Origin of the sequence: Rhizobium tibeticum, assembly GCF_900110205.1 — a bacterium.
Taxonomy (GTDB): domain Bacteria; phylum Pseudomonadota; class Alphaproteobacteria; order Rhizobiales; family Rhizobiaceae; genus Rhizobium; species Rhizobium tibeticum.
The window spans coordinates 24,925-45,086 of record NZ_FOCV01000003.1 but is presented as its reverse complement, the minus strand read 5'-3'; the positions used below and the strand labels follow the sequence as shown (position 1 = coordinate 45,086).

The window sequence follows — 20,162 nt, the reverse complement described above, 5'->3', positions numbered from 1 at the left end:
CGAAACGGGGACGGAACCGGGTCGCGGGGACACGATGCCGCAGAAATAACTTAATCAAGGCCCTTTGCCATGTCATGGCCATATACGTTAAATAGGGGAAACTTTCGAGACTTCCGGACATCTTTAAGGACGAACCGTGTCGACGCGCCAGAACCGTTTGTTTGCCGCTTTGCGGCCGCTCTCAATCGCAGCTTTTGCAGCCGCTGTCGCTCTTTCGGCCTCCGCCCAGGCCTATGCGAACCCGCATATTCTCGTCGATGTCCAGAGCGGCCGCGTGCTGGAGCACGATGAGGCGTTCCGTAAATGGTATCCCGCCTCGCTGACCAAGCTGATGACCGTCTATACAGTGTTCGATGCGGTTCGCGCCGGTCAGATCAGTCTCGACACGCCTGTTGTGATGAGCAAGCGGGCGGCCGCCCAGCCGCCGGCGAAGATGTATTTCACGCCAGGACAAAAACTGACGCTCGACAGCGCACTGAAGATCCTGATGGTCAAGTCGGCGAATGACATCGCGGTTGCCGTTGCTGAGGCCGTCGGCGGCACGCAGGAAGCCTTCGTGCTGAAGATGAACGCCGAGGCAGCGAAGCTCGGCATGACGGATTCGCATTTCGTCAATCCCAACGGCCTGCCCGGCAAAGGCCAGTACACGACGGCTCGCGATCTTGCGGTTCTCTCCGTCGCGCTGCGCCGCGAGTTCCCGCAATATGCCGGATACTTCTCGCTTGAGGGCATCACGACGGGCACCAAGAATGTGCCGAGCATCAACGCCCTGATCGGCCGCTTCGCAGGCGCGGACGGCATGAAGACCGGCTTCATCTGCGCCTCGGGCTTCAACCAGATCGCCTCGGCAACCCGCAGCGGCCGCACGCTGATCTCCGTTGTACTCGGCACCGACAGCCTTGCGGCCCGTGCGGATGCCTCCGCTGACTTGCTGCAGAAGGGCTTCACCTCGCAGTTTGCCGCGTCCGACACGCTCAGTTCGCTGCGACCCTATGGGCCGGGCCAGGATCAGGTGACCGACATCACCGCCGATATCTGCAGCGCCAAGGGCGCCAAGGTCCGCAGTGAAACGCGCGACGAGGTCGGCCGCATGAAGGTCCTGTCGCCCTATATCCAGGAAATGGACCACGAGCCGAATTTCGTCTTCGCGGGACTTATTCCGGGTCAGAACGAACCGCAGCCGGACAAATTGGCCACTGCGGATACCGCCGGGACGATCGCCAACGTGCCGGTGCCGCTGCCGCGTCCGACCTCTTTCTAAGGTCAGTTTGAGATGAGCGCTGCTTCCGATCGGATACCGGTCACCATCCTGACCGGCTTTCTGGGTGCCGGCAAATCGACGCTGCTGAACCGCATCCTCAAGGATCCGGCGATGAGGGATGCCGCTGTCATCATCAATGAGTTCGGTGACGTCGGCATCGATCACCTGCTTGTGGAAAGCTCAGGTGACGCGATCATCGAGCTCTCGGATGGCTGCCTTTGCTGCACGGTGCGCGGCGAGCTGGTCGATACGCTGGCAAATCTGATGGATGCGGTGCAGACCGGTCGCGTCAAGCCGGTCAACCGGGTCGTCATCGAGACGACGGGGCTTGCCGATCCGGCACCGGTCATGCAGGCGATCATGGGCAACCCCGTCGTCGCCACCAATTTCGATCTCGACGGCATCGTGACGGTGGTGGATGCGGTCAACGGTTCGCAGACACTCGACAATCACGAGGAAGCGGTCAAGCAGGCGGCAGTCGCCGATCGGCTGCTCATCTCCAAGCGGACGATGGTGCCGCCGGAGGTGTTGCGGGTGCTGGAAGCGCGTCTTGATGCACTCAACCCGCGTGCGGCGCTGATGGATGCCGACAGCGTCGAAGCCGGACAGGCGAGTGTGTTGGTCAATGGTCTCTATGATCCGGCAACCAAGATCGCCGACGTCGGTCGCTGGCTGCGGGACGAGGATGCGCATGATGCGCACCCCCATGAACACCATCACCATGGGGCTGACGGACATCATCACCATCATCATCACGGACACGATCATCAGGACCCGCATGACGTGAACCGCCACGATTCCTCGATCCGGTCCTTCTCGATCGTCGAGGACAACCCAATCGACCCGATGGCGCTTGATATGTTCATCGATCTCTTGCGCTCGGCGCACGGCGAAAAGCTGTTGCGGATGAAGGCGATCGTGGCGGTATCCGACCGGCCAGATCGACCGCTGGTGCTTCACGGCGTGCAGAGCATCTTCCACCCGCCGTCACGCCTGCCGGCCTGGCCTGACCCTGAGGACCGCCGCACGCGCATGGTGCTGATCACCAGGGATTTGCCCGAAGCCTTCGTCAAGGATCTGTTCGATGCATTTCTCGGCAAGCCGCGTGTCGACACGCCGGATCGCACGGCGCTGAACGACAATCCACTCGCCGTGCCGGGCATGCGGTTCTGATCTATCCCTTGCGGATGAGGAAGCGGTGGCCTGCCTCGGTCTTTTCGGCCTCGATGAGCTCGTGGCCGTCTTCGCTGCAGAAGTGAGGGATGTCTATGCCGGCGAGCGGATCGGTTGTTTCGACGCGGATCAATGCACCCTTCGGCAGAGAGGACATCTTGCGGCGTGTCTTCAGCACCGGAAGCGGGCACTTGAGGCCGCGCAGGTCATAGAGAATGGCGCTCACGCCATCAATCCTTGCCCCAGAACTTCCAGAACGGTTTCTTTGAGGCGACCTCCACCGGCACCGACTGCTCCACCGGCGCGAATGCCAGGGGGCTTGGCGTGGGGACGGGAACCTGGGCCGGAACGGCAGCGGCGATTGCGATCGCCTTTGCTTCGGGCGTCGCCGGGGCAGCGCCGGGCGCTGCATTAGAGGCCACCGTGGACGCGGTCTTGCTGGCCGCCATTTCTTCGAGTTCTGCGACCTTGACCATCTTGCCCGCTTCGAGCGAGGTGCCGGTCGGTGCATAGGCGAGCTCCCGACCCTTCCGCAGCTTGGCGACCACAGCCTTGCGTTCGGCCTCGCTCGGATCGTACCAGGCCATGCCGTCATACTTCTTCATGGCCTTGGAATAGTCGGCGTCGTAGGTTTTGCCGTAGGAGGCAAGGGCGGCCGTCAGCGCCGGCGGCGTCGACATTGCCGGGCACGTTCCGGCCGGATTGAAGGTGGCGTTGTCGGTTGCCTGCTGGTTGAAGACGTACTTCTTCTCGCAGAAATTCACCTCAGGAGGACGCTTCGTGACCTCGAAGTTGTCGTAGCCGACTTTCAGCATGTTCCAGAACTCGATGTTCGGGTTCAGGCGATGCCGCACCATGTTCTCCGCGGTCATGCGGAAGGGGAAGGCCTGAAGCTGCACCGTCGACTGGCCGCCGGCGAAGGCATCACGGGCGAAGGCGTAGATCTCAAGCACCTGCTGGTCGGTCATCGAATAGCAGCCTGACGACGAGCAGGCGCCATGGATCATCAGATTGGTGCCGCTGCGGCCGTTGACCGCGTCATAGCGGTTCGGAAAGCCGGTGTTGATGGCGAGATAATACTTGGAATTCGGATTCAGGTTGGCGCGGCTCAGGTTGTAGAAGCCTTCCGGCGCCTGCCGGTCACCCTCCTTCACCTTCGGACCGAGGCGCCCCGACCAGGCACAGATCTTATAGTCGGCGATCTTGTCGAAGCGATTATCGGTCTTCGCCTTCCAGATCTCCAGCGCGCCTTCTTCCTTGAAGATGCGGATCATGATCGGCGAATTGCGCTGCATGCCCTTGGCGGCGATCTCGGACAGGATACGCGGCGGCAGCGGCTGCTCGACCTTGTTCTTGACCCTCGAGAGGTCCACCTGGGCGGTTTCCAATGCATCGTTGCAGCCGGCCAAGGCCAGCGCCATCAGGGAAACATAAGCAAAATGACGAATGCGCATTCAAAATAGCCCATCAACAGTATGCAACCCGGCCTCAACGAGCGCGGAGCGAATCATAGGCTGACTATGGTTCACAAACTCTTAGCAGCCTATGAAGCGCGCGCGTCCCCGCAAGTAGGAAAGTTATTGATAACATTATTGTGGCCAAGGTTTGGCCTCATTCACAGCGCAGCGGCGTGTTTGTGTACTACAAATTGCGGCCCATGTTGAGAAATTTCTGCCTGCGATCGTTGCGAAGCTGCTCTCCCGTGCGATTGGAAAGTTCCCCGAGAGCATTGGCAATGACATCACCTGTCGCGGCGATCACGCTGTCTGGATCACGATGCGCGCCGCCGAGCGGCTCGCTGATGATGCCGTCGATGATGCCGAGCGACTTCAGGTCGTCAGACGTGATCTTCATGTTGGTGGCGGCTTCCCTGGCGCGGGCGGAATCACGCCAGAGGATCGAGGCCGCGCCTTCCGGCGAAATCACGCTATAGATTGCGTGCTCCAGCATGTAGACGCGGTTGCCGGTGGCGATTGCAATCGCGCCGCCCGAGCCACCTTCGCCGATGACGACGGAAACGATCGGTACCTTTACCGAGAGGCACATTTCCGTCGACCGGGCGATGGCTTCGGCCTGGCCGCGCTCTTCGGCGCCGACGCCCGGATAGGCGCCTGCCGTATCGACGAGCGTAATGACGGGGAGACCGAAGCGGTCAGCCATCTCGAGAATGCGGATCGCCTTACGGTAGCCTTCCGGACGTGCGCTGCCGAAATTGTGTTTCAGGCGGCTCTTCGTGTCGTTGCCCTTTTCCTGGCCGAGAACGGCGACAGGCTGGCCGCGGAAGCGGGCAAGCCCTGCCTGGATCGCGGCGTCTTCGGAAAACTTGCGGTCGCCGGCGAGTGGCGTGAATTCCTGAAACAGCGTCTTGGCATAATCGACGAAATGCGGTCGCTGCGGATGGCGCGCAACCTGCGTCTTCTGCCAGGCGTTGAGCTTCGAATAGATGTCGACCATCGCTTCGCGAACGCGAACTTCGAGCCTGCCGATTTCATCGGATGTGTCGATGCTCTCGTCTTCTGAGGCGAGCTTCTTCAGTTCGATGATCTTGCCTTCGAGGTCGGAGATCGGCTTTTCGAAGTCGAGATAGTTGTGCATGAGGTGCGTTTCCGTTCCTTTTGCCGGGGCGGCCTTTTGAGAGCGCGCCCTTTGTTGCCGGTCCTATTCCTGCTTTTTGGCCTGTTTGGCAAGGGGGTGGTGCGTTTGGACCAGTTGTTGAAGCCGTTCCTCCAACACATGCGTATAGATTTGCGTGGTTGAAATGTCTGAGTGCCCCAGCAGCTCCTGAACGACGCGAAGATCCGCGCCATTGGCGAGAAGATGGCTTGCAAATGCATGCCGCATGACGTGCGGCGAGATCATAGATGGGGTGAGGCCCGCGCGGATCGCAAGATTTTTCAAATCACGCGCGAAAACCTGCCGCGGCAGATAGCCTTCCTTGGATGCAGCCGGAAACAGCCAGGGGTTTTCCTTCTGGACATTGGCGGCGGCGTTATCGGTGGCGAGCATGCGACCATAAAGCTTCAGCGCCGCGATTGCCGATTGCGATAGCGGCACAAGCCGCTCCTTGTTGCCCTTGCCGCGGATCATCAGGAAGCGTCCGTCCTGATCGAGCACACGGGCGGGAAGCGAAACAAGCTCGCTGACACGCATCCCCGTCGCGTAGAGCAGTTCGAGAAGAGCCAGCATCCGAAGTCGCTGCAGCTGCCCGGGCGCAGGATCCTGAGCTTCGGTTTCGGCCTGCTCCAGCAGCCTGCCGACCTCGTCGACGCCCATCGTCTTCGGCAGTGCCCTGCCTTTCTTCGGCGCATCGAGAACGCCGGTCGGATCGTCGGTGCGCAGGCCCTCGGCATAGAGGAATTTGTAGAATTGGCGCATCGCAGCCAGCCGCCGTGCCTGGGAGGAAGGCTTGAACCCTTGGGAAGCGAGTGAGGAAAGATAGGCCGAAAGATCCGCCGACGCCGCGTCCATCAGGCGGATGCCTTTGCCGTTCAGGAAGGCGTGCAGATCGTCGAGGTCGCGCTCATAGGAGGAGAGCGTATTTGCGGCCGCACCCCGCTCCGCGCTCATCATTTCCAGAAAGGCTTCGACGCGAACCCAGCCGAGATCCTTCATCGTCTCACTTCTTGGACGGGTTGATGGCGCCGGTCGACGGAGGGTTGATCCGCTCGGAGGGAATACGGATCGTCACGTCGCGCTCCTGCGGCTCCACGAAAACAACAAGTGCCCACATCGTTCCGTATATCGCACCGGCGATGACCGCCAAAACGGCGAGAAAACGGAACAAACTCGGCATTCAGCAACTCCATGGCTCTGCTTCTTTATGAAGAAGCATGTTTGCAAGTGCAAGAAGGCGCGATTTGAACCACGTTTCCCTTGCCCGCGACTTGACGCTACACCTGCATTTGTCGATACCGTTCGCAAACAAAGTGTGAATGGACCAATGAGCCACCCAGTTCTGACCGTTGCCGAAAGCTTGAAAGACAGGGCTCGTGCTGCGCTCGGTTCTCGCAATCTGATCCTGGTCGGATTGATGGGCGCAGGCAAATCCTCCGTCGGTCGGATCGTCGCCCATCAGCTCGGCATCCCTTTCGTCGACAGCGACGCCGAGATCGAGAAGGTCTCCCGCATGTCCATTGGCGAGCTCTTCGCCGCTTACGGCGAGGAAGAGTTCCGCGCGCTTGAAACCCGCGTGATGAAGCGCCTGCTGAAGAACGGTCCGCGCGTGGTCTCCACCGGCGGCGGCGCTTTCATCAACGACCGGACGCGCAAGCATATCAAGAAGGGCGGCGTCTCCATCTGGTTGAAGGCGGACCTCGACGTTCTCTGGGAGCGGGTCAGCAAGCGCGATACGCGGCCGTTGCTCAAGACCGAGAACCCCAAGCAGACCCTCGAAAACCTGATGAACGCGCGTTATCCGATCTACGAGCTCGCCGACCTCACCGTCCTCTCGCGCGATGTGCGCAAGGAACTGATGGCGGATGAGATTCTCCAAGCCGTGATCGATGCCCGAACCGAAAGTGCAGCCCGATGAATGCGATTGCCTCCGCCTTTGAACGCAAGGTTCACGTGCCGCTCGGCGAGCGCGCCTACGATATCCTGATCGGACCAGGCCTGATCGCCCGTGCCGGTACAGAGATCGCATCGCGCCTGAAGGGCCGGAAAGCGGCCGTCATCACCGACGAGCACGTGGCGCCGCTTTATCTTGAGGCGCTGATCCAAAGCCTCGAGGCGGCAGGCATCGCCTCCGCAACCCTCGTGCTGCCGGCGGGCGAGAAGACCAAGAGCTTCGAGCACTTGATGACCGTTTGCGACAAGGTCCTTGAGGCGCGGATTGAGCGTAACGATTATGTCATCGCGCTCGGTGGCGGCGTGATCGGCGATCTCTCCGGCTTTGCGGCGGGCATCGTGCGCCGCGGTGTGCGTTTCGTGCAGGTGCCGACCTCACTGTTGTCGCAGGTCGATTCCTCGGTTGGCGGCAAAACAGGCATCAACAGCCGGCACGGCAAGAATCTCGTCGGCGTCTTCCATCAGCCCGACCTCGTGCTCGCCGACACCGACGTCCTGAATTCGCTGAGCGCGCGGGAGTTCCGCGCCGGCTATGCCGAGGTGGCGAAATACGGCCTGATCGACAAGCCGGATTTCTTCGCCTGGCTGGAAGCCAACTGGCAGGCGGTTTTTGCCGGCGGCATCGCCCGAATCGAGGCTATCGCCACAAGCTGCCAGGCAAAGTCCGATGTCGTCGTGGCCGATGAGCGCGAAACTGGGCAACGCGCGCTGCTCAATCTCGGCCACACCTTCGGCCATGCGCTGGAGGCGGCCACAGCCTATGACAGTTCGCGTCTCGTACACGGCGAAGGCGTGTCGATCGGCATGGTTCTGGCGCACGAGTTTTCGGCGCGCATGAACTTGGCGAGCCCGGACGACGCACGCCGTGTAGAAAGCCACCTGAAGGCTGTCGGCCTGCTGACGCGCATGGCAGAAATCCCAGGAACGCTGCCACCTGCTGAAGTGCTGATGGACGCGATCGCCCAGGACAAGAAGGTGAAGGGCGGCAAACTGACCTTCATCCTGACCCGCGGCATCGGTCAGTCCTTTGTCGCCAATGATGTTCCCGCCTCGGAAGTGCTGAGCTTCCTCAAGGAGAAACACCCGCAATGACCCTCGAAGGCACGCTGGCATTTCTTTCCGCATCCTGGCCGGAAATTGTCTCCATCGTGGCCCTCGTGCTCATGTCCGCATTTTTCTCCGGCTCGGAGACGGCGCTGACGGCGGTCTCCCGCAGCCGCATCCACACGCTCGAAGCCAATGGCGAGCAACGCGCGGGGCTGGTGCGGCGGCTCATCGAACGCCGCGACCGGCTGATCGGCGCGCTGCTTATCGGCAACAATCTCGCCAACATCCTTTCCTCGTCGCTGGCGACCAGCCTGTTTCTCGGGCTGTTCGGCAACTCCGGCGTTGCGCTTGCCACTCTCGCAATGACCGTCATCCTGGTCATCTTCGCCGAGGTGCTGCCGAAAAGCTGGGCGATTTCGACGCCGGATCGGTTCGCCCTCAATGTCGCCTATGCGGTTAAGCTGTTCGTCGCAGTCGTCGGCCCGCTGTCATCCTTTGTCAATGCGATCGTGCGCTGGATCCTGTCGCTCTTTGGGATCAACCTCTCGCGTGAGACCTCAATGCTTTCCGCCCACGAGGAACTGCGCGGCACCGTCGATCTGCTGCACCGCGAGGGATCGTTCGTCAAGGCAGACCGCGACCGCCTGGGTGGCGTCCTCGATCTCGGCGAACTCGAACTTTCCGACATTATGGTCCACCGCACGGCAATGCGGGCGATCAATGCGGACGATCCGCCCGAGGTGATCGTACGGACGATCCTGGAAAGCCCCTTTACCCGAATGCCGCTCTGGCGCGGCTCCACGGACAATATCATCGGCGTGGTTCACTCCAAGGATCTGCTGCGCGCGCTTGCCGAGCGCGATGCCGAGCCGGAACATCTCGATATCGTCAAGATCGCGCAGAAGCCGTGGTTCGTGCCTGACAGCACCAGTCTCGAAGCGCAGCTAAATGCCTTCCTGCGCCGCAAGCAGCACTTCGCTGTCGTCGTCGACGAGTACGGCGAAGTGCAGGGCATCGTGACGCTGGAGGACATCCTCGAGGAGATCGTCGGAGATATTGCCGATGAGCACGACATCGACATACAGGGCGTGCGCCAGGAGGCGGACGGTTCGATCGTGGTCGATGGCAACGTCCCGATCCGCGATCTCAACCGTGCCCTCGACTGGCATCTGCCGGATGAGGAGGCGACGACGATCGCCGGCCTCGTGATCCACGAATCGATGACCATCCCAGAGGAGCGGCAGGCCTTCACCTTCCACGAAAAGCGCTTCATCGTCATGAGGCGCGAAAAGAACCGCATCACGAAACTTCGTATCCGGCCAGCGGAGGAAAACGAGGCAGGTCCGGCTTGAGGCAGATGTCCCTTTATTGCTCGCGCCGGAGAGGGGTCCGTCGCCGGCATCACCATTATGGATTTGATATGTTTGATATTTTCTGGCGTTCTGTCGCCATCGGCATCGGGGCGACCGTTCTTATGGACATCTGGGCAATTGTTCTTGCGAAAGCCACGGGCGGCCCGCTGCCGAACTGGGCGCCGGTCGGGCGCTGGTTCTGGCACCTGAAGAATGGCAAGGTCTTCCACGACGATATCGGCACCGCCGTACCTTGCGACCATGAACTCGCGCTCGGCTGGATCGGCCATTATGCGGTCGGGATTGTCTACGGCATTTTGCTCGTGCTGCTCGTCGGGCCGGGTTGGCTGGCGGAGCCGACTTTCCTGCCGGCGTGGATCTGGGCGATCGTCACCGTTGGTGCCGGCTGGTTCCTGCTGCAGCCTGGTCTTGGCATCGGCTGGGCCGCATCGAAGACGCCGAACCCGAACAAGGTGCGCTTCCTCAATCTGGTGGCGCATACCATCTTCGGCTTCGGGCTTTATGCGACGGCGCTTCTGATCCGCTGAAAAGGTACCGTGACGTATCCGGTCGCCTTGGAAAAAGCGGCCAGAACACCCATATACAGCCTCGTGCCCGCTACCAGCGCACCGGTTCGCCGGGGGCTGCTGGTTCGACAGCGAGCGCATGCAATCCGGCATCCAGCTCTGGCTTCAAAAGCTCCGTGATCGCACGGTGTCGCGCCAGTCGTGGCATGCCGGCAAACTTGGCGGATACGATGCGCACCCGCATGTGGGTCTCGCCGGTCCCCGTTATGTCAGGCTGATGGCCCGCATGAAGATGGCTTTCATTGATCACGCTCAGGCGCTCTGGCGCGAACGCGGCGGTCAACTTTTCTTCGATGCGGGTCTGCAGGGTCATGGTCTCGTTGCTTTGCGAAAAAGGTTCCCACCAAGCCAGCAACATTCCGGTTTGTCAATTCTTGTTGTCGCCTCTTCGCAGGCCCATAATTAGTGCCGCCATGAGACTCGATTCCAAATATTTCGACCGCATCCGCACCCGCCGCAAACGCGAGCAGGAAACCGAACAGGCTCCCCCTTCCTGTCAGTGGGATGGCTGCGACAAGAAAGGCGTGCATCGCGCTCCCGTCGGACGCAATGCCGAGGGACAGTTCTTTCTGTTCTGCTTCGAGCACGTGAAGGAATACAACAAGGGCTACAACTACTTCTCCGGCCTCTCCGACGGCGAAATCGCGCGCTACCAGAAGGAAGCGATAACCGGGCATCGTCCGACCTGGACGGTCGGCGTCAACAAGGCCGCCAAGAACAGCCCGCTGCATTCAGATCTGCGCTCGGGTTCCTACCGCGTGCGCGATCCCTTCGGCTTCGTCAACGGCACCAAGGGAAGCGGTCCCCGTTTTCCCGAACAGCGCAAGCTGAAAAGCCTGGAAGCCAAGGCTTTCGACACGATGGGCCTTGATGCCAGTGCGACCTCGTCGGAGATCAAGAGCCGATACAAGGAACTGGTCAAGAAGCACCACCCCGACGCCAATGGTGGCGACCGCGGCTCGGAAGAACGGTTCCGCGCCGTCATTCAGGCCTATCAATTATTGAAGCAGAACGGTTTTTGTTAATTCCCGTCCTTGCTCTTGGTCTTCAATCAGGTATGGTCCCAAATCGGCTGAGGCCGCAGGCAATCGCGGCATAACTTTCTGCGTTTGTCCCACAGGCGCCTTGGCCACTTCCGGGCGCGGCGTTTCTTGTCCGGGACTTTGTTCAAGAATGCTCGCTAGCGGTAGACTATCGCCCCCGAGGTTTCGTTTCAGTCCCGGAGAAGCATCGCCGACGTTCCGACATGAGCGAGCGCGGACCCTAATCTGCGGCGTCATGGTTGCGATATGGGCTGAGACAGTATGGTCGGGTGTCGGTCACCCGCCTTGGAGACATGATGAGCAAGATTGACCTTGATATTTCGGAGCTTCCGGACACCACCGTTTCGGTCAGGGAGGTCTTTGGTATCGATTCCGACATTCGCGTGCCGGCCTATAGCCAGGGCAGCGCCTATGTTCCGGACCTCGACACCGATTATCTCTTCGACCGCGAGACCACGCTCGCCATTCTTGCCGGTTTCGCCCATAACCGACGCGTGATGATCTCCGGCTATCACGGCACGGGCAAATCCTCGCACATTGAACAGGTCGCCGCCCGCCTCAACTGGCCGTGCGTGCGTATCAACCTCGACAGCCATGTCAGCCGCATCGACCTCGTCGGCAAGGACGCGATCGTTCTGAAGGACGGTTTGCAGGTCACGGAATTCAAGGACGGCATCCTGCCCTGGGCTTACCAGCACAACGTCGCCCTCGTCTTCGACGAATACGATGCCGGCCGCCCCGACGTGATGTTCGTCATCCAGCGCGTTCTGGAATCGTCCGGCCGCCTGACGCTGCTCGACCAGAGCCGTGTCATCCGTCCGCACCCGGCTTTCCGACTTTTTGCCACCGCAAACACGATCGGCCTCGGCGACACCACCGGCCTCTATCACGGCACACAGCAGATCAACCAGGCGCAGATGGACCGCTGGTCGATTGTCACGACGCTGAACTACCTGCCGCACGACCATGAGGTGAACATCGTCGCTGCCAAGGTGAAGACGTTCCAGAAGGACAAGGAAGGCCGCGATACGGTCTCCAAGATGGTTCGCGTTGCCGATCTGACGCGCGCCTCCTTCATGAACGGCGATCTGTCCACCGTCATGAGCCCGCGTACGGTCATCACCTGGGCGGAAAACGCCGAGATCTTCGGGGACATCGCCTTTGCTTTCCGCGTCACCTTCCTCAACAAGTGCGACGAACTGGAGCGCCCGCTGGTTGCCGAGCACTATCAGCGCGCCTTCGGCGTCGAGCTGAAGGAAAGTGCAGCCAATATCGTTCTGGAGGCCTAAGGCTGACCGATCATGGCTGCTCGTGGTGACAATTCGAAAGCAAAGCCTGGCTCGCCAGTCGACGTCGAGCCGCTGCGCCGGGCGATAACCGGCAGCGTTCGCGCGATTGCCGGCGACGGCGACGTCGAGGTGACCTTCGCCAACGAACGCCCTGGAATGACCGCCGAGCGGATTCGTCTGCCGGAGCTTTCCAAGCGTCCGACGATGCATGAACTCGCGGTCACGCGCGGCCTCGGCGACTCGATGGCGCTGAGGCTCGCCTGCCACGACGACAGGGTGCACGCGACGATGGCGCCGCAAGGCTCCGACGCGCGGGCGATCTTCGACGCCGTCGAGCAGGCGCGTGTGGAATCGATCGGCGCGCTGCGCATGGAAGGCGTTGCTGCAAACCTTCGGTCGATGACCGATGAGAAATACGCCAAGGCGAATTTCTCCGGCATCGAGCGGCAGGAGGATGCGCCGATCGGCGAGGCCATGGCCATGATGGTGCGCGAGAAGCTGACCGGTGAGAAGCCGCCAGCCTCCGCCGGCAAGGTCCTCGATCTTTGGCGCTCGTTCATCGAGGAGAAGGCTGGTGCCGAACTCGAAAACCTCTCCGGCGTCATCAACGATCAGCCAGCCTTCTCGAAGGCGATCCGCAACGTGCTTTCGGCCATGGAGATGGCGGAAGAGTATGGCGACGATGACAGCGAGCCCGATTCCGACGACGATTCGGAGCAGGAAGACCAGCCGAACGGCGACGAGCAGGATCAGGACGAGGTCGATGACGAGGCGGGTTCCGACGCTGCGCCCGTGGAGGACAGCGAAGTCGCCGACGAGCAGATGGAGGACGGCGACACCGAAGGCGCCGAAATCTCCGACGACGACATGCAGGAAGAAGGCGAGGAAGATTCCGAGACGCCGGGCGAAACCCGCCGTCCGAACACCCCCTTCGATGACTTCAACGAGAAGGTCGATTACCACGTCTTCACCGAGGAATTTGACGAGACAATTACCGCCGAAGAGCTCTGCGACGCCGCGGAACTGGAGCGCCTGCGCGCCTTCCTCGACAAGCAGCTTGCACATCTGCAGGGTGCGGTTGGCCGTCTCGCGAACCGCCTGCAGCGCCGCCTGATGGCGCAGCAGAACCGCTCCTGGGATTTCGATCTCGAGGAAGGATACCTCGACCCTGCGCGTCTAACGCGCATGATCATTGACCCGATGCAGGCGCTGTCCTTCAAGATGGAGCGGGACACGCAGTTCCGCGATACCGTCGTGACGCTTTTGATCGACAACTCAGGCTCGATGCGCGGCCGCCCGATCACGGTTGCGGCCACCTGCGCCGATATCCTGGCACGCACGTTGGAGCGCTGCGGCGTCAAGGTCGAGATCCTGGGCTTCACCACAAAGGCCTGGAAGGGTGGGCAGGCGCGTGAAAAGTGGCTTGGTAGCGGCAAGCCGCAGACACCGGGCCGTCTCAACGATCTGCGCCATATCATCTACAAGTCGGCCGATGCTCCTTGGCGCCGCGCGCGTGCCAATCTCGGCCTGATGATGCGCGAAGGCCTGCTCAAGGAGAACATCGACGGCGAAGCATTGATCTGGGCGCACAACCGCCTGCTTGCCCGCCGCGAGCAGCGACGCATCCTGATGATGATCTCCGATGGCGCGCCGGTCGACGATTCGACGCTGTCGGTCAATCCGGGCAACTATCTGGAGCGACACCTGCGCGCCGTCATCGATCGCATCGAGACGCGTTCGCCGGTCGAGCTTCTGGCAATCGGTATCGGTCATGACGTAACGCGCTATTACAGGCGCGCGGTGACGATCGTCGATGCGGACGAGCTGGCCGGTGCCATGACCGAGCAGCTTGCGTCACTCTTCGAAGACAAGACCGTCCAGCCGCGGGGCGGTCGCCTCCGCCGCGCCGGCTAACCGCGAAGGACGCTTTCTGGATGCTCCGGAAGCCTTTCGCCAACCTGATATCGATCGCCCTTGCACTGGCGGCCGCCATGCCGCCAGCGCTTGCCGATGGCGATGTCGAGGTCAGGAGCCGCATCATCACTGACTTCAAGATTGGCTCCGACGAGACCCGGTTCGGCCCCCTCGAATTCCTCGGTGGGCTCGAGATGGTCTCTCCCCAACGGCTGTTCGGTTCGCTGTCGTCGATCCGTTTTCGATCAGACAAGACGGATTTCGTGGGTGTGCTCGATACCGGCCACTGGATGACCGGACGCATCGAGCGCGATCCGCAGGGGCGCCTGTCCGGCCTTGCCGATGTCGCGATCACCCCGATGAAGAATCGCGCCGGGCGGAGCTTTGAAGGCAAGGGGCATATGGATGCCGAGGGTATTACGCTGCATGGCGGCCAGATCCTCGTTTCCTTCGAGCAGGACCACCGCGTCGACGTCTATCCCGACCCCGGCTTCGAGACATCGCGTGCGATCGACACCATTCCCATTCCGTTTTCCGAACGATCACTGCGCGGCAACCGCGGCTTTGAGACCATCGCCATTGCGCCCGTGGACAGCGCCCTCAAGGGCGGGACGTTGATCGTGGCCGAACGCAGCTTAGACATCGACGGCAATGCCTATGCCGCGGTTCTAGACGGGCCGTTGAAGGGACGTCTGTCGCTCGCCCATTACGGCGATTTCGACGCGACGGACGGAGCCTTCCTGCCGGATGGCGACCTGTTGCTGCTGGAGCGCCGCTTCAACGTCGCAGAAGGCATCGGAATGCGCATCCGCCGCATCAAGGCTGCCGACATCCGACCCGGCGCTGTTATGGACGGCGAGATATTGTTGCAGGGCGACTTCAACTATCAGATCGACAATATGGAAGGCTTGGATGTCTTCGCGGCCGAGGATGGGACCACGCATGTGGTGATCGTCTCTGATGACAACCACTCCATCCTGCAACGCAATCTGATGTTGGAGTTCCGACTGGTGGCGTCGCGAGCCGGCGACACGGCTCTTTTGCAGAAATGACCGCTCGGCGTCAGCCGCCAAAATAGACCGGCCGGTCGATATCCGAGATCAGCCCCGGACCGGTTGCCTGCCAACCCATTTCTTCGCGCGTGCGCTTGCTCGAGGCGAGATTGTCTATCGCCGCAAAATGAGCAAACCAGCCGAAGTGTACAGCCGCCTCCTCCGAAGACTTGGAAACGACCGGCACGTTCAGCCGGTGGCCGATGACCTCGGCGATCTCCCGGAACCGAACGCCCTCTTCAGCGACGCCATGATAGCGGGCGCCTGCCTTGCCCTTCTCGAGCGCCAGCCTGTAGAGCTTGGCTGCATCGAACCTGTGCACGGCGGCCCAGAGATTGCCTCCCTCGCCGGTATAGACCGAAACGCCCTTTTCGCGGGCGATGCCGATCAGCAGCGGGACGAAGCCGTGATCGCCGTCGCCATGAACCGACGGAGGCAGGCGGATCGTGATGGCGCGCACACCCTGCGATGCGGCGGCGGCGGCGGCCTCTTCGGAGGCGATGCGGGGAGAGGCGGCGGTCGGCGCATCCTCCTCGGTGGTCAACCGGCCTTTCGGGAGCAGCCCGGTTCCTGAGGTGATGACCAGCGGGCGGTCGCTTGCCGCCAACGTTAAAGCCAGCGTCTCGATGGCCCGCCGGTCGATCTCGCAGTTCTCCTTGAACCTGGAGAAATCGTGGATGAAGCCGGTGTGGATCACGCCGTCGGCGGCAGCGGCACCACTGCGCAGGCTCTCCAGATCCTCAAGATGGCCGCGATGCACCGCAGCACCTGCCGCTGCAAGCGATACCGCAGCGACATCCGAGCGGGCAAGGCCGAGGACCTGGTGGCCCGCGCCGATGAGCTCCTGAACGACGGCAGAGCCGACAAATCCCGTGGCGCCTGTTACGAAGACACGCATCGATTTCTCCTAGCTATCTCTGAATTTCAGGCCGCCCGCGGCCTCGTCCGGATCAAGATATGATTTCTGGAAATACGGTCTATGCTATATAGTCCGTATTGTCTTCGCGATCGTCCGAAATGGCCTCATGGATCCGCTGTCAAACGTCCTGTCTCTGCTGAAGCCCCGCAATTACCTGTCTGCGGGCTTCGAGGCGGGTGGGGAGTGGTCGATCCAGTTCCCCGATCAACAAGACGGCGTCAAATGCGCCGCCGTGGTTTCCGGCCATTGCTGGCTCTCGGTGGAAGGCGTGCCAGAGGCGGTGCGGCTGCAGACGGGTGATTGCTTCCTGCTGCCGAGTGGCCGTCCTTTTCGCCTGGCGACGGACCTTTCGCTGCCGCCGGTCGGAGCGGCTGCGGTCTTTGCGACCGCGCGCACCGGCGGCATCGTCTCCTACAATGGCGGCGACGATTTCCTTCTGGTGAGCAGCCGCTTTGCGCTGACCGGCGCGCATGCGGGCCTGCTGCTTCGTATCCTGCCGCCCATCGTCCTCATCAGGGACGAGCCCGGCCAGGCGGCGCTGCGCTGGTCGGTGGAGCGGATGATGCAGGAGCTGCGCGAGCCGCAGCCGGGCGGCTTCCTGATCGTGCAACACCTGGCGCACATGATCCTGGTTCAGGCGCTGCGGCTGCATCTCGCAGACGGTTCCCGGGCCGGCGTCGGATGGCTCTTTGCGCTGGCAGACAAGCAGATGAGTGCGGCGATGACGGCGATGCACGACGACCCGGCCCGCCGCTGGACCCTGCAGGAACTGGCGGCGCGCGCCGGCATGTCGCGCTCGACCTTTGCGGTCAGGTTCAAGGAGACGGTCGGGACCTCGCCGATGGACTATCTCGTGCATTGGCGCATGCTTCTCGCCGGAGACCGGCTGGAAAACTCCAGAGAACCCATTTCCCGCATCGCGCCATCGCTCGGCTACGGATCGGAAGCCGCCTTCAGCACGGCGTTCAAGCGGGTGATGGGCTTCTCGCCACGCCAGTACGGCCGCAACCGGCATCGCCGCGAGCGGAGCTTGGACAGCGCCGCCAGGTCGGAGCCGCCGATCAGCTAGCACGGGTTGCGCGTGTCTTGGCGCAGTTTGAACCGAGCAAGTGCGCCTTAGACGTTCCGCTGGAAGCGCAGAAAACCATCCACATAGACGTCGGCATCGTTCGGGTCGTCGTATTGGATGCTCAGTTTGGTTGCTAGGTTTGTGGCGATCTTGTCGTCAACCGTCACACATTGCGGCGAGGGATTTCACCGTTTCGCTTCGCTTCCGATGTTGTGCTCCCGCAGCGTTGGTGATGCCCCGCCCTGAAGCCGCTCCGGTTCAGATCTGGCTAGCCTCCACTGGCGCCGAGGCGGATGGACGCTTCTTCTTCAGCTTCCGCAGCACCGGGCTCTTTTCCGTGGGATTCTCATCGTCGTCAGGATCGTTGGCTGAGCCGACTTCATCCATCCGGTGGGCGATGGCGAGCGCGTAGATCGTATGCAGAACGTTCCGGTCGGTGACGTCAGGATCGGTCAGGGCCAGCAAAGAGGCACGCACGATCTTCTTGCTGGTGGCCTTGGGACACCGTTCCAGCACGAAATCGAAAAGCGCATTGCCAAAAAGACCTTCCGTCGCGCCATCCAATAGCGCCTCATAAACTCGCTTCCGCTTCTCACTCACGCTTGCCTCCAGTTTGATGCGGTTGCGACACTTTCTGTCATAAAAACGTCATCAAAAACCACCGCCGCAATGGGATACATAGATTTTTTTGCATTCGAGCGTGGCAGCAAAGTGTCGCGGCGAGAATCTTTCGGCAAATCGTCCCGGCGTCCTTGCCAATAATAAGAAACGGCGGAGCAAAAGCTCCGCCGAATAGCTAAGAATGGGGCGGCGGGCGCCTGTTTAGCGCGCGGGCGCGGCCTGCACCGGGCGCAGCACGTTCATCAGTGCGCCATAGGGCAGCAGCATCACGAGGCCGACGATCATCTTCACCGCGAAGTCGCCGATCGCCCAGGAAATCCAGCGCGGCGCCTCTGCGGTGAAGACGCCGAGGATCGGGGCCGGTTCGAGCGCGAAGGGATCGTTCGGGCCGATGACGACGAAGAAGGCCGCGAAAGCGAAGGAGAAGAAGATCACCGTATCCAGCATCGAGCCGATCAGCGAGCCGACGAGCGGCGCGCGCCACCAGGCCTGACGGCGCAGGCGGTTGAAGACCGAGATATCGAGCAGCTGGCCGGCGAGATAGGCCGAACCCGAGGCGATCGCGATACGCGGAACCGAGGTATAGAAGGACAGCGCCACACCGACGACAAAGCCTGCAAAGACGACCTTGCGGGCAGCCTGCGGGCCGAACTGGCGGTTGGTTAGATCCGTGATCAGGAAGGCGACCGGATAGGTGAAGGCACCCCAGGTCAGGATGTCGGCCAGATTGATGCCGGCGAGCTCGGCATTCAATGGGAACTGCACGAGGAAGTTCGAGGCGACGACGACCAGCGTCATCAGTGTGACATAGATAAGCGTGAAGCGCGTCGTCAGCATTTTTTTATCCTGGGTATGCCACCAGTTCGAGGGACAGACCGGCAAAGCAAAAGGCTTGTCCGGATATCATCCGTGCAAGCCTTTTGAAGCCGTATGAAAGAAGAAGCAGTCGAAGCTTACGCAGCAGCGGCTTCGGCAGTCTTCTTGACGATCTGGCGACGCAGCAGACGAGCGCGCATCGACAGTTCGTTTTCACTTGCCTTCAGCAGGAAGGCATCGAGACCGCCACGATGCTCAACGGAACGAAGAGCAGCAGCCGAAACGCGAAGACGATAACGCTGGCCGAGCGCGTCGGAGATCAGCGTAACCTGGCACAGGTTCGGGAGGAACCGGCGCTTGGTCTTGTTGTTGGCATGGCTGACATTGTTACCAGTCAGGACTGCCTTGCCGGTCAATTCGCACATGCGGGACATGGAACACCTATTCTTGTTTTTCTCGGCCATCAGTTGCACGCCCACGCAAAACCGGGCTAGCAATCCAACAGGCCATGATTGGAAAGTTGCGGTTCTATAGTCAGACAGGCCGTGCGCGTCAAGCCAAACCTTGGCATTTCCCGCAATTCTGTCAAAAAGCTCGTGTTTGCTTCGTCGTGAGACAGGCGTATAGACCGTGATGAACGGCTTTACGAGCTGCCCGAACAAGGTTCATTTCATGGCTCATCTGGGCAAACGCATTTTCATTTCCACGGTCGCTGCGCTGATGGCCATTCCGGCCGGGGCAAGCGAGATCGTGCATCGCACGGAATACAGGGTTTCGCTTGGCATTCTGACGATTGCGCGCGCGGCCTTCCTGACGAAGATCGAGGACGACAAGAGCTACAGGGTATCTGGCGACATCAGTTCGGCCGGCCTTGCCGATCTCGTCACCAATATCTCCGCCAAGACGAGCGTCGACGGCGTGCTGCGCGGCGATCGGCTACAGGCATCCCGCTACTATCTCTACTACAAGAGCGGCAAACGCGCCCGGACATACGAAGTGCGTTACAGCAACGGCAATATCACCTCGACGACAGTCAAGCCGCCGCGCCGGCTGCCGAAGAACTGGGTCAACGTACCGGCCAGCGACATGCGTTCCGTCCTCGATCCGATCTCAGGTCTGATCTTCCCTGGAGACGCCGATGTCTGCGCGCAGAAGCTGCCGATCTATGATGGCGAGATGCGCATGGATCTGGTGCTCTCTCCCAAGGGCGCGCAGAATTTCTCGACGGCGGGCTTCAGCGGCAAGGCGACGGTCTGCAGTGTTCGGTTCGTCCCTCGCTCCGGCTACAAGAAGGGTCGCAGCGATATCGACTATCTGAGCAAGAGCAGCCGGATGGAAATCTGGTTTGCCAAGTCGGATACGGCGAATGTATATGCTCCGGTCTACGTCCGTATTCCCACGCAATACGGGCCGGTGACGATCACCGCCGTGAAATACGGCGCAAGCTGACGGA

The 20,162-nt window shown here is 61.3% G+C and carries 22 protein-coding genes; 12 read left to right on the top strand and 10 right to left on the bottom strand.

Translation table 11 applies throughout. The features are described from left to right. The first annotated feature begins 136 nt into the window (after window positions 1–136). Both BSG20_RS03975 and BSG20_RS03970 read left to right on the top strand, forming a co-directional pair. Window positions 137–1,261: a D-alanyl-D-alanine carboxypeptidase family protein gene (locus BSG20_RS03975; protein WP_072369282.1), complete on the top strand. Its 1,125-nt coding sequence runs from the start codon at window positions 137–139 to the stop codon at window positions 1,259–1,261. 12 nt (window positions 1,262–1,273) lie between these two features. Beyond that, window positions 1,274–2,434, top strand: coding sequence for a CobW family GTP-binding protein (locus BSG20_RS03970; protein WP_072369280.1), 1,161 nt, complete (start codon window positions 1,274–1,276; stop codon window positions 2,432–2,434). Between the two features lies 1 nt (window position 2,435). Here BSG20_RS03970 and BSG20_RS03965 read toward each other — a convergent pair whose 3' ends face one another. From BSG20_RS03965 to BSG20_RS36280, 5 genes are all read right to left on the bottom strand, one after another. Beyond that, complete coding sequence (locus BSG20_RS03965) at window positions 2,436–2,660, bottom strand: sulfurtransferase TusA family protein (RefSeq protein WP_072369278.1); 225 nt, start codon at window positions 2,658–2,660, stop codon at window positions 2,436–2,438. Between the two features lie 4 nt (window positions 2,661–2,664). Beyond that, entirely contained in the window at window positions 2,665–3,888 is a 1,224-nt protein-coding gene (locus BSG20_RS03960) for a L,D-transpeptidase family protein (RefSeq protein ID WP_072369276.1), read from the bottom strand. Window positions 3,889–4,075: 187 nt separating this feature from the next. Next, window positions 4,076–5,029 carry an acetyl-CoA carboxylase carboxyltransferase subunit alpha gene (locus tag BSG20_RS03955; protein WP_024316165.1) on the bottom strand — a complete coding sequence of 318 codons (954 nt, stop codon included), beginning with the start codon at window positions 5,027–5,029 and terminating at the stop codon, window positions 4,076–4,078. A 63-nt stretch (window positions 5,030–5,092) separates the two neighbouring features. Then, window positions 5,093–6,046: a site-specific tyrosine recombinase XerD gene (gene xerD, locus BSG20_RS03950; RefSeq protein ID WP_072369274.1), complete on the bottom strand. Its 954-nt coding sequence runs from the start codon at window positions 6,044–6,046 to the stop codon at window positions 5,093–5,095. Between the two features lie 4 nt (window positions 6,047–6,050). Next, window positions 6,051–6,227, bottom strand: coding sequence for a hypothetical protein (locus tag BSG20_RS36280; RefSeq protein WP_037122335.1), 177 nt, complete (start codon window positions 6,225–6,227; stop codon window positions 6,051–6,053). Window positions 6,228–6,374: 147 nt separating this feature from the next. On the opposite strand from BSG20_RS36280, the gene BSG20_RS03940 reads away from it, so the two are divergent. From BSG20_RS03940 to BSG20_RS03925, 4 genes are all read left to right on the top strand, one after another. Next, entirely contained in the window at window positions 6,375–6,965 is a 591-nt protein-coding gene (locus BSG20_RS03940; protein WP_072369272.1) for a shikimate kinase, read from the top strand. Further along, on the top strand, window positions 6,962–8,092 hold the full coding sequence (aroB, locus tag BSG20_RS03935; RefSeq protein ID WP_072369270.1) for a 3-dehydroquinate synthase: 1,131 nt from the start codon (window positions 6,962–6,964) through the stop codon (window positions 8,090–8,092). Before BSG20_RS03940 ends, aroB begins: the two co-directional genes overlap by 4 nt. Further along, a complete protein-coding gene (locus BSG20_RS03930) occupies window positions 8,089–9,399 on the top strand; it encodes an HlyC/CorC family transporter (RefSeq protein WP_072369268.1) in 1,311 nt (436 codons plus the stop codon). The genes aroB and BSG20_RS03930 overlap by 4 nt, the downstream gene beginning before the upstream one ends. Before the next feature lie 68 nt (window positions 9,400–9,467). Beyond that, the gene (locus BSG20_RS03925) at window positions 9,468–9,947 is read left to right on the top strand and encodes a DUF2938 domain-containing protein (RefSeq protein ID WP_072369266.1); all 480 of its coding nucleotides are present in this window, start codon (window positions 9,468–9,470) and stop codon (window positions 9,945–9,947) included. Between the two features lie 70 nt (window positions 9,948–10,017). On the opposite strand, the gene BSG20_RS03920 is transcribed toward BSG20_RS03925, so the two are convergent. Further along, on the bottom strand, window positions 10,018–10,299 hold the full coding sequence (locus tag BSG20_RS03920) for a BolA family protein (protein WP_037081939.1): 282 nt from the start codon (window positions 10,297–10,299) through the stop codon (window positions 10,018–10,020). A gap of 100 nt (window positions 10,300–10,399) precedes the next feature. Here BSG20_RS03920 and BSG20_RS03915 point away from each other — a divergent pair, with 100 nt between their 5' ends. The 4 genes from BSG20_RS03915 (at window position 10,400) to BSG20_RS03900 (ending at window position 15,284) form a co-directional block, all read left to right on the top strand. Further along, complete coding sequence (locus BSG20_RS03915) at window positions 10,400–11,011, top strand: J domain-containing protein (RefSeq protein WP_007528067.1); 612 nt, start codon at window positions 10,400–10,402, stop codon at window positions 11,009–11,011. Between the two features lie 314 nt (window positions 11,012–11,325). Next, complete coding sequence (cobS, locus tag BSG20_RS03910; protein ID WP_024316174.1) at window positions 11,326–12,318, top strand: cobaltochelatase subunit CobS; 993 nt, start codon at window positions 11,326–11,328, stop codon at window positions 12,316–12,318. A 12-nt stretch (window positions 12,319–12,330) separates the two neighbouring features. Beyond that, window positions 12,331–14,232 carry a cobaltochelatase subunit CobT gene (gene cobT, locus BSG20_RS03905; protein ID WP_072369264.1) on the top strand — a complete coding sequence of 634 codons (1,902 nt, stop codon included), beginning with the start codon at window positions 12,331–12,333 and terminating at the stop codon, window positions 14,230–14,232. 20 nt (window positions 14,233–14,252) lie between these two features. Further along, a complete protein-coding gene (locus tag BSG20_RS03900) occupies window positions 14,253–15,284 on the top strand; it encodes an esterase-like activity of phytase family protein (protein WP_072369262.1) in 1,032 nt (343 codons plus the stop codon). 10 nt (window positions 15,285–15,294) lie between these two features. On the opposite strand, the gene BSG20_RS03895 is transcribed toward BSG20_RS03900, so the two are convergent. Continuing rightward, window positions 15,295–16,182, bottom strand: a complete 888-nt coding sequence (locus BSG20_RS03895) for an SDR family oxidoreductase (protein WP_072369261.1) — start codon at window positions 16,180–16,182, stop codon at window positions 15,295–15,297. Window positions 16,183–16,309: 127 nt separating this feature from the next. Between BSG20_RS03895 and BSG20_RS03890 the strand changes: the two genes are divergently transcribed. Beyond that, window positions 16,310–17,272: an AraC family transcriptional regulator gene (locus tag BSG20_RS03890; protein ID WP_072369259.1), complete on the top strand. Its 963-nt coding sequence runs from the start codon at window positions 16,310–16,312 to the stop codon at window positions 17,270–17,272. A gap of 258 nt (window positions 17,273–17,530) precedes the next feature. Here the strand turns inward: BSG20_RS03890 and BSG20_RS03885 are convergent, their stop codons facing one another. The 3 genes from BSG20_RS03885 to rpmB form a co-directional block, all read right to left on the bottom strand. Next, window positions 17,531–17,872, bottom strand: coding sequence for a hypothetical protein (locus tag BSG20_RS03885; RefSeq protein WP_072369257.1), 342 nt, complete (start codon window positions 17,870–17,872; stop codon window positions 17,531–17,533). 222 nt (window positions 17,873–18,094) lie between these two features. Next, window positions 18,095–18,730 (bottom strand): queuosine precursor transporter, encoded by a 636-nt coding sequence (locus BSG20_RS03880; protein WP_072369255.1) that lies wholly within the window; start codon window positions 18,728–18,730, stop codon window positions 18,095–18,097. Window positions 18,731–18,846: 116 nt separating this feature from the next. Continuing rightward, on the bottom strand, window positions 18,847–19,143 hold the full coding sequence (rpmB, locus tag BSG20_RS03875) for a 50S ribosomal protein L28 (RefSeq protein WP_024316182.1): 297 nt from the start codon (window positions 19,141–19,143) through the stop codon (window positions 18,847–18,849). A 238-nt stretch (window positions 19,144–19,381) separates the two neighbouring features. Between rpmB and BSG20_RS03870 the strand changes: the two genes are divergently transcribed. Then, the gene (locus BSG20_RS03870) at window positions 19,382–20,158 is read left to right on the top strand and encodes a DUF3108 domain-containing protein (RefSeq protein ID WP_072370132.1); all 777 of its coding nucleotides are present in this window, start codon (window positions 19,382–19,384) and stop codon (window positions 20,156–20,158) included. Window positions 20,159–20,162: the final 4 nt, after the last annotated feature.

Excerpts from the sequence above, each read along its gene's own strand:
- BSG20_RS03925 (WP_072369266.1), top strand. The coding sequence starts at position 9,468 with ATGTTTGATATTTTCTGGCGTTCTGTCGCCATCGGCATCGGGGCGACC.
- BSG20_RS03870 (WP_072370132.1), top strand. The coding sequence starts at position 19,382 with ATGGCTCATCTGGGCAAACGCATTTTCATTTCCACGGTCGCTGCGCTG.
- BSG20_RS03970 (WP_072369280.1), top strand. The coding sequence starts at position 1,274 with ATGAGCGCTGCTTCCGATCGGATACCGGTCACCATCCTGACCGGCTTT.
- BSG20_RS03920 (WP_037081939.1), bottom strand. The coding sequence starts at position 10,299 with ATGACCCTGCAGACCCGCATCGAAGAAAAGTTGACCGCCGCGTTCGCG.
- BSG20_RS03890 (WP_072369259.1), top strand. The coding sequence starts at position 16,310 with ATGGATCCGCTGTCAAACGTCCTGTCTCTGCTGAAGCCCCGCAATTAC.
- BSG20_RS03900 (WP_072369262.1), top strand. The coding sequence starts at position 14,253 with ATGCTCCGGAAGCCTTTCGCCAACCTGATATCGATCGCCCTTGCACTG.
- BSG20_RS03960 (WP_072369276.1), bottom strand. The coding sequence starts at position 3,888 with ATGCGCATTCGTCATTTTGCTTATGTTTCCCTGATGGCGCTGGCCTTG.
- BSG20_RS03915 (WP_007528067.1), top strand. The coding sequence starts at position 10,400 with ATGAGACTCGATTCCAAATATTTCGACCGCATCCGCACCCGCCGCAAA.
- rpmB (WP_024316182.1), bottom strand. The coding sequence starts at position 19,143 with ATGTCCCGCATGTGCGAATTGACCGGCAAGGCAGTCCTGACTGGTAAC.
- BSG20_RS03880 (WP_072369255.1), bottom strand. The coding sequence starts at position 18,730 with ATGCTGACGACGCGCTTCACGCTTATCTATGTCACACTGATGACGCTG.
- aroB (WP_072369270.1), top strand. The coding sequence starts at position 6,962 with ATGAATGCGATTGCCTCCGCCTTTGAACGCAAGGTTCACGTGCCGCTC.
- cobS (WP_024316174.1), top strand. The coding sequence starts at position 11,326 with ATGAGCAAGATTGACCTTGATATTTCGGAGCTTCCGGACACCACCGTT.
- xerD (WP_072369274.1), bottom strand. The coding sequence starts at position 6,046 with ATGAAGGATCTCGGCTGGGTTCGCGTCGAAGCCTTTCTGGAAATGATG.
- BSG20_RS03955 (WP_024316165.1), bottom strand. The coding sequence starts at position 5,029 with ATGCACAACTATCTCGACTTCGAAAAGCCGATCTCCGACCTCGAAGGC.
- cobT (WP_072369264.1), top strand. The coding sequence starts at position 12,331 with ATGGCTGCTCGTGGTGACAATTCGAAAGCAAAGCCTGGCTCGCCAGTC.
- BSG20_RS03930 (WP_072369268.1), top strand. The coding sequence starts at position 8,089 with ATGACCCTCGAAGGCACGCTGGCATTTCTTTCCGCATCCTGGCCGGAA.
- BSG20_RS36280 (WP_037122335.1), bottom strand. The coding sequence starts at position 6,227 with ATGCCGAGTTTGTTCCGTTTTCTCGCCGTTTTGGCGGTCATCGCCGGT.
- BSG20_RS03940 (WP_072369272.1), top strand. The coding sequence starts at position 6,375 with ATGAGCCACCCAGTTCTGACCGTTGCCGAAAGCTTGAAAGACAGGGCT.
- BSG20_RS03895 (WP_072369261.1), bottom strand. The coding sequence starts at position 16,182 with ATGCGTGTCTTCGTAACAGGCGCCACGGGATTTGTCGGCTCTGCCGTC.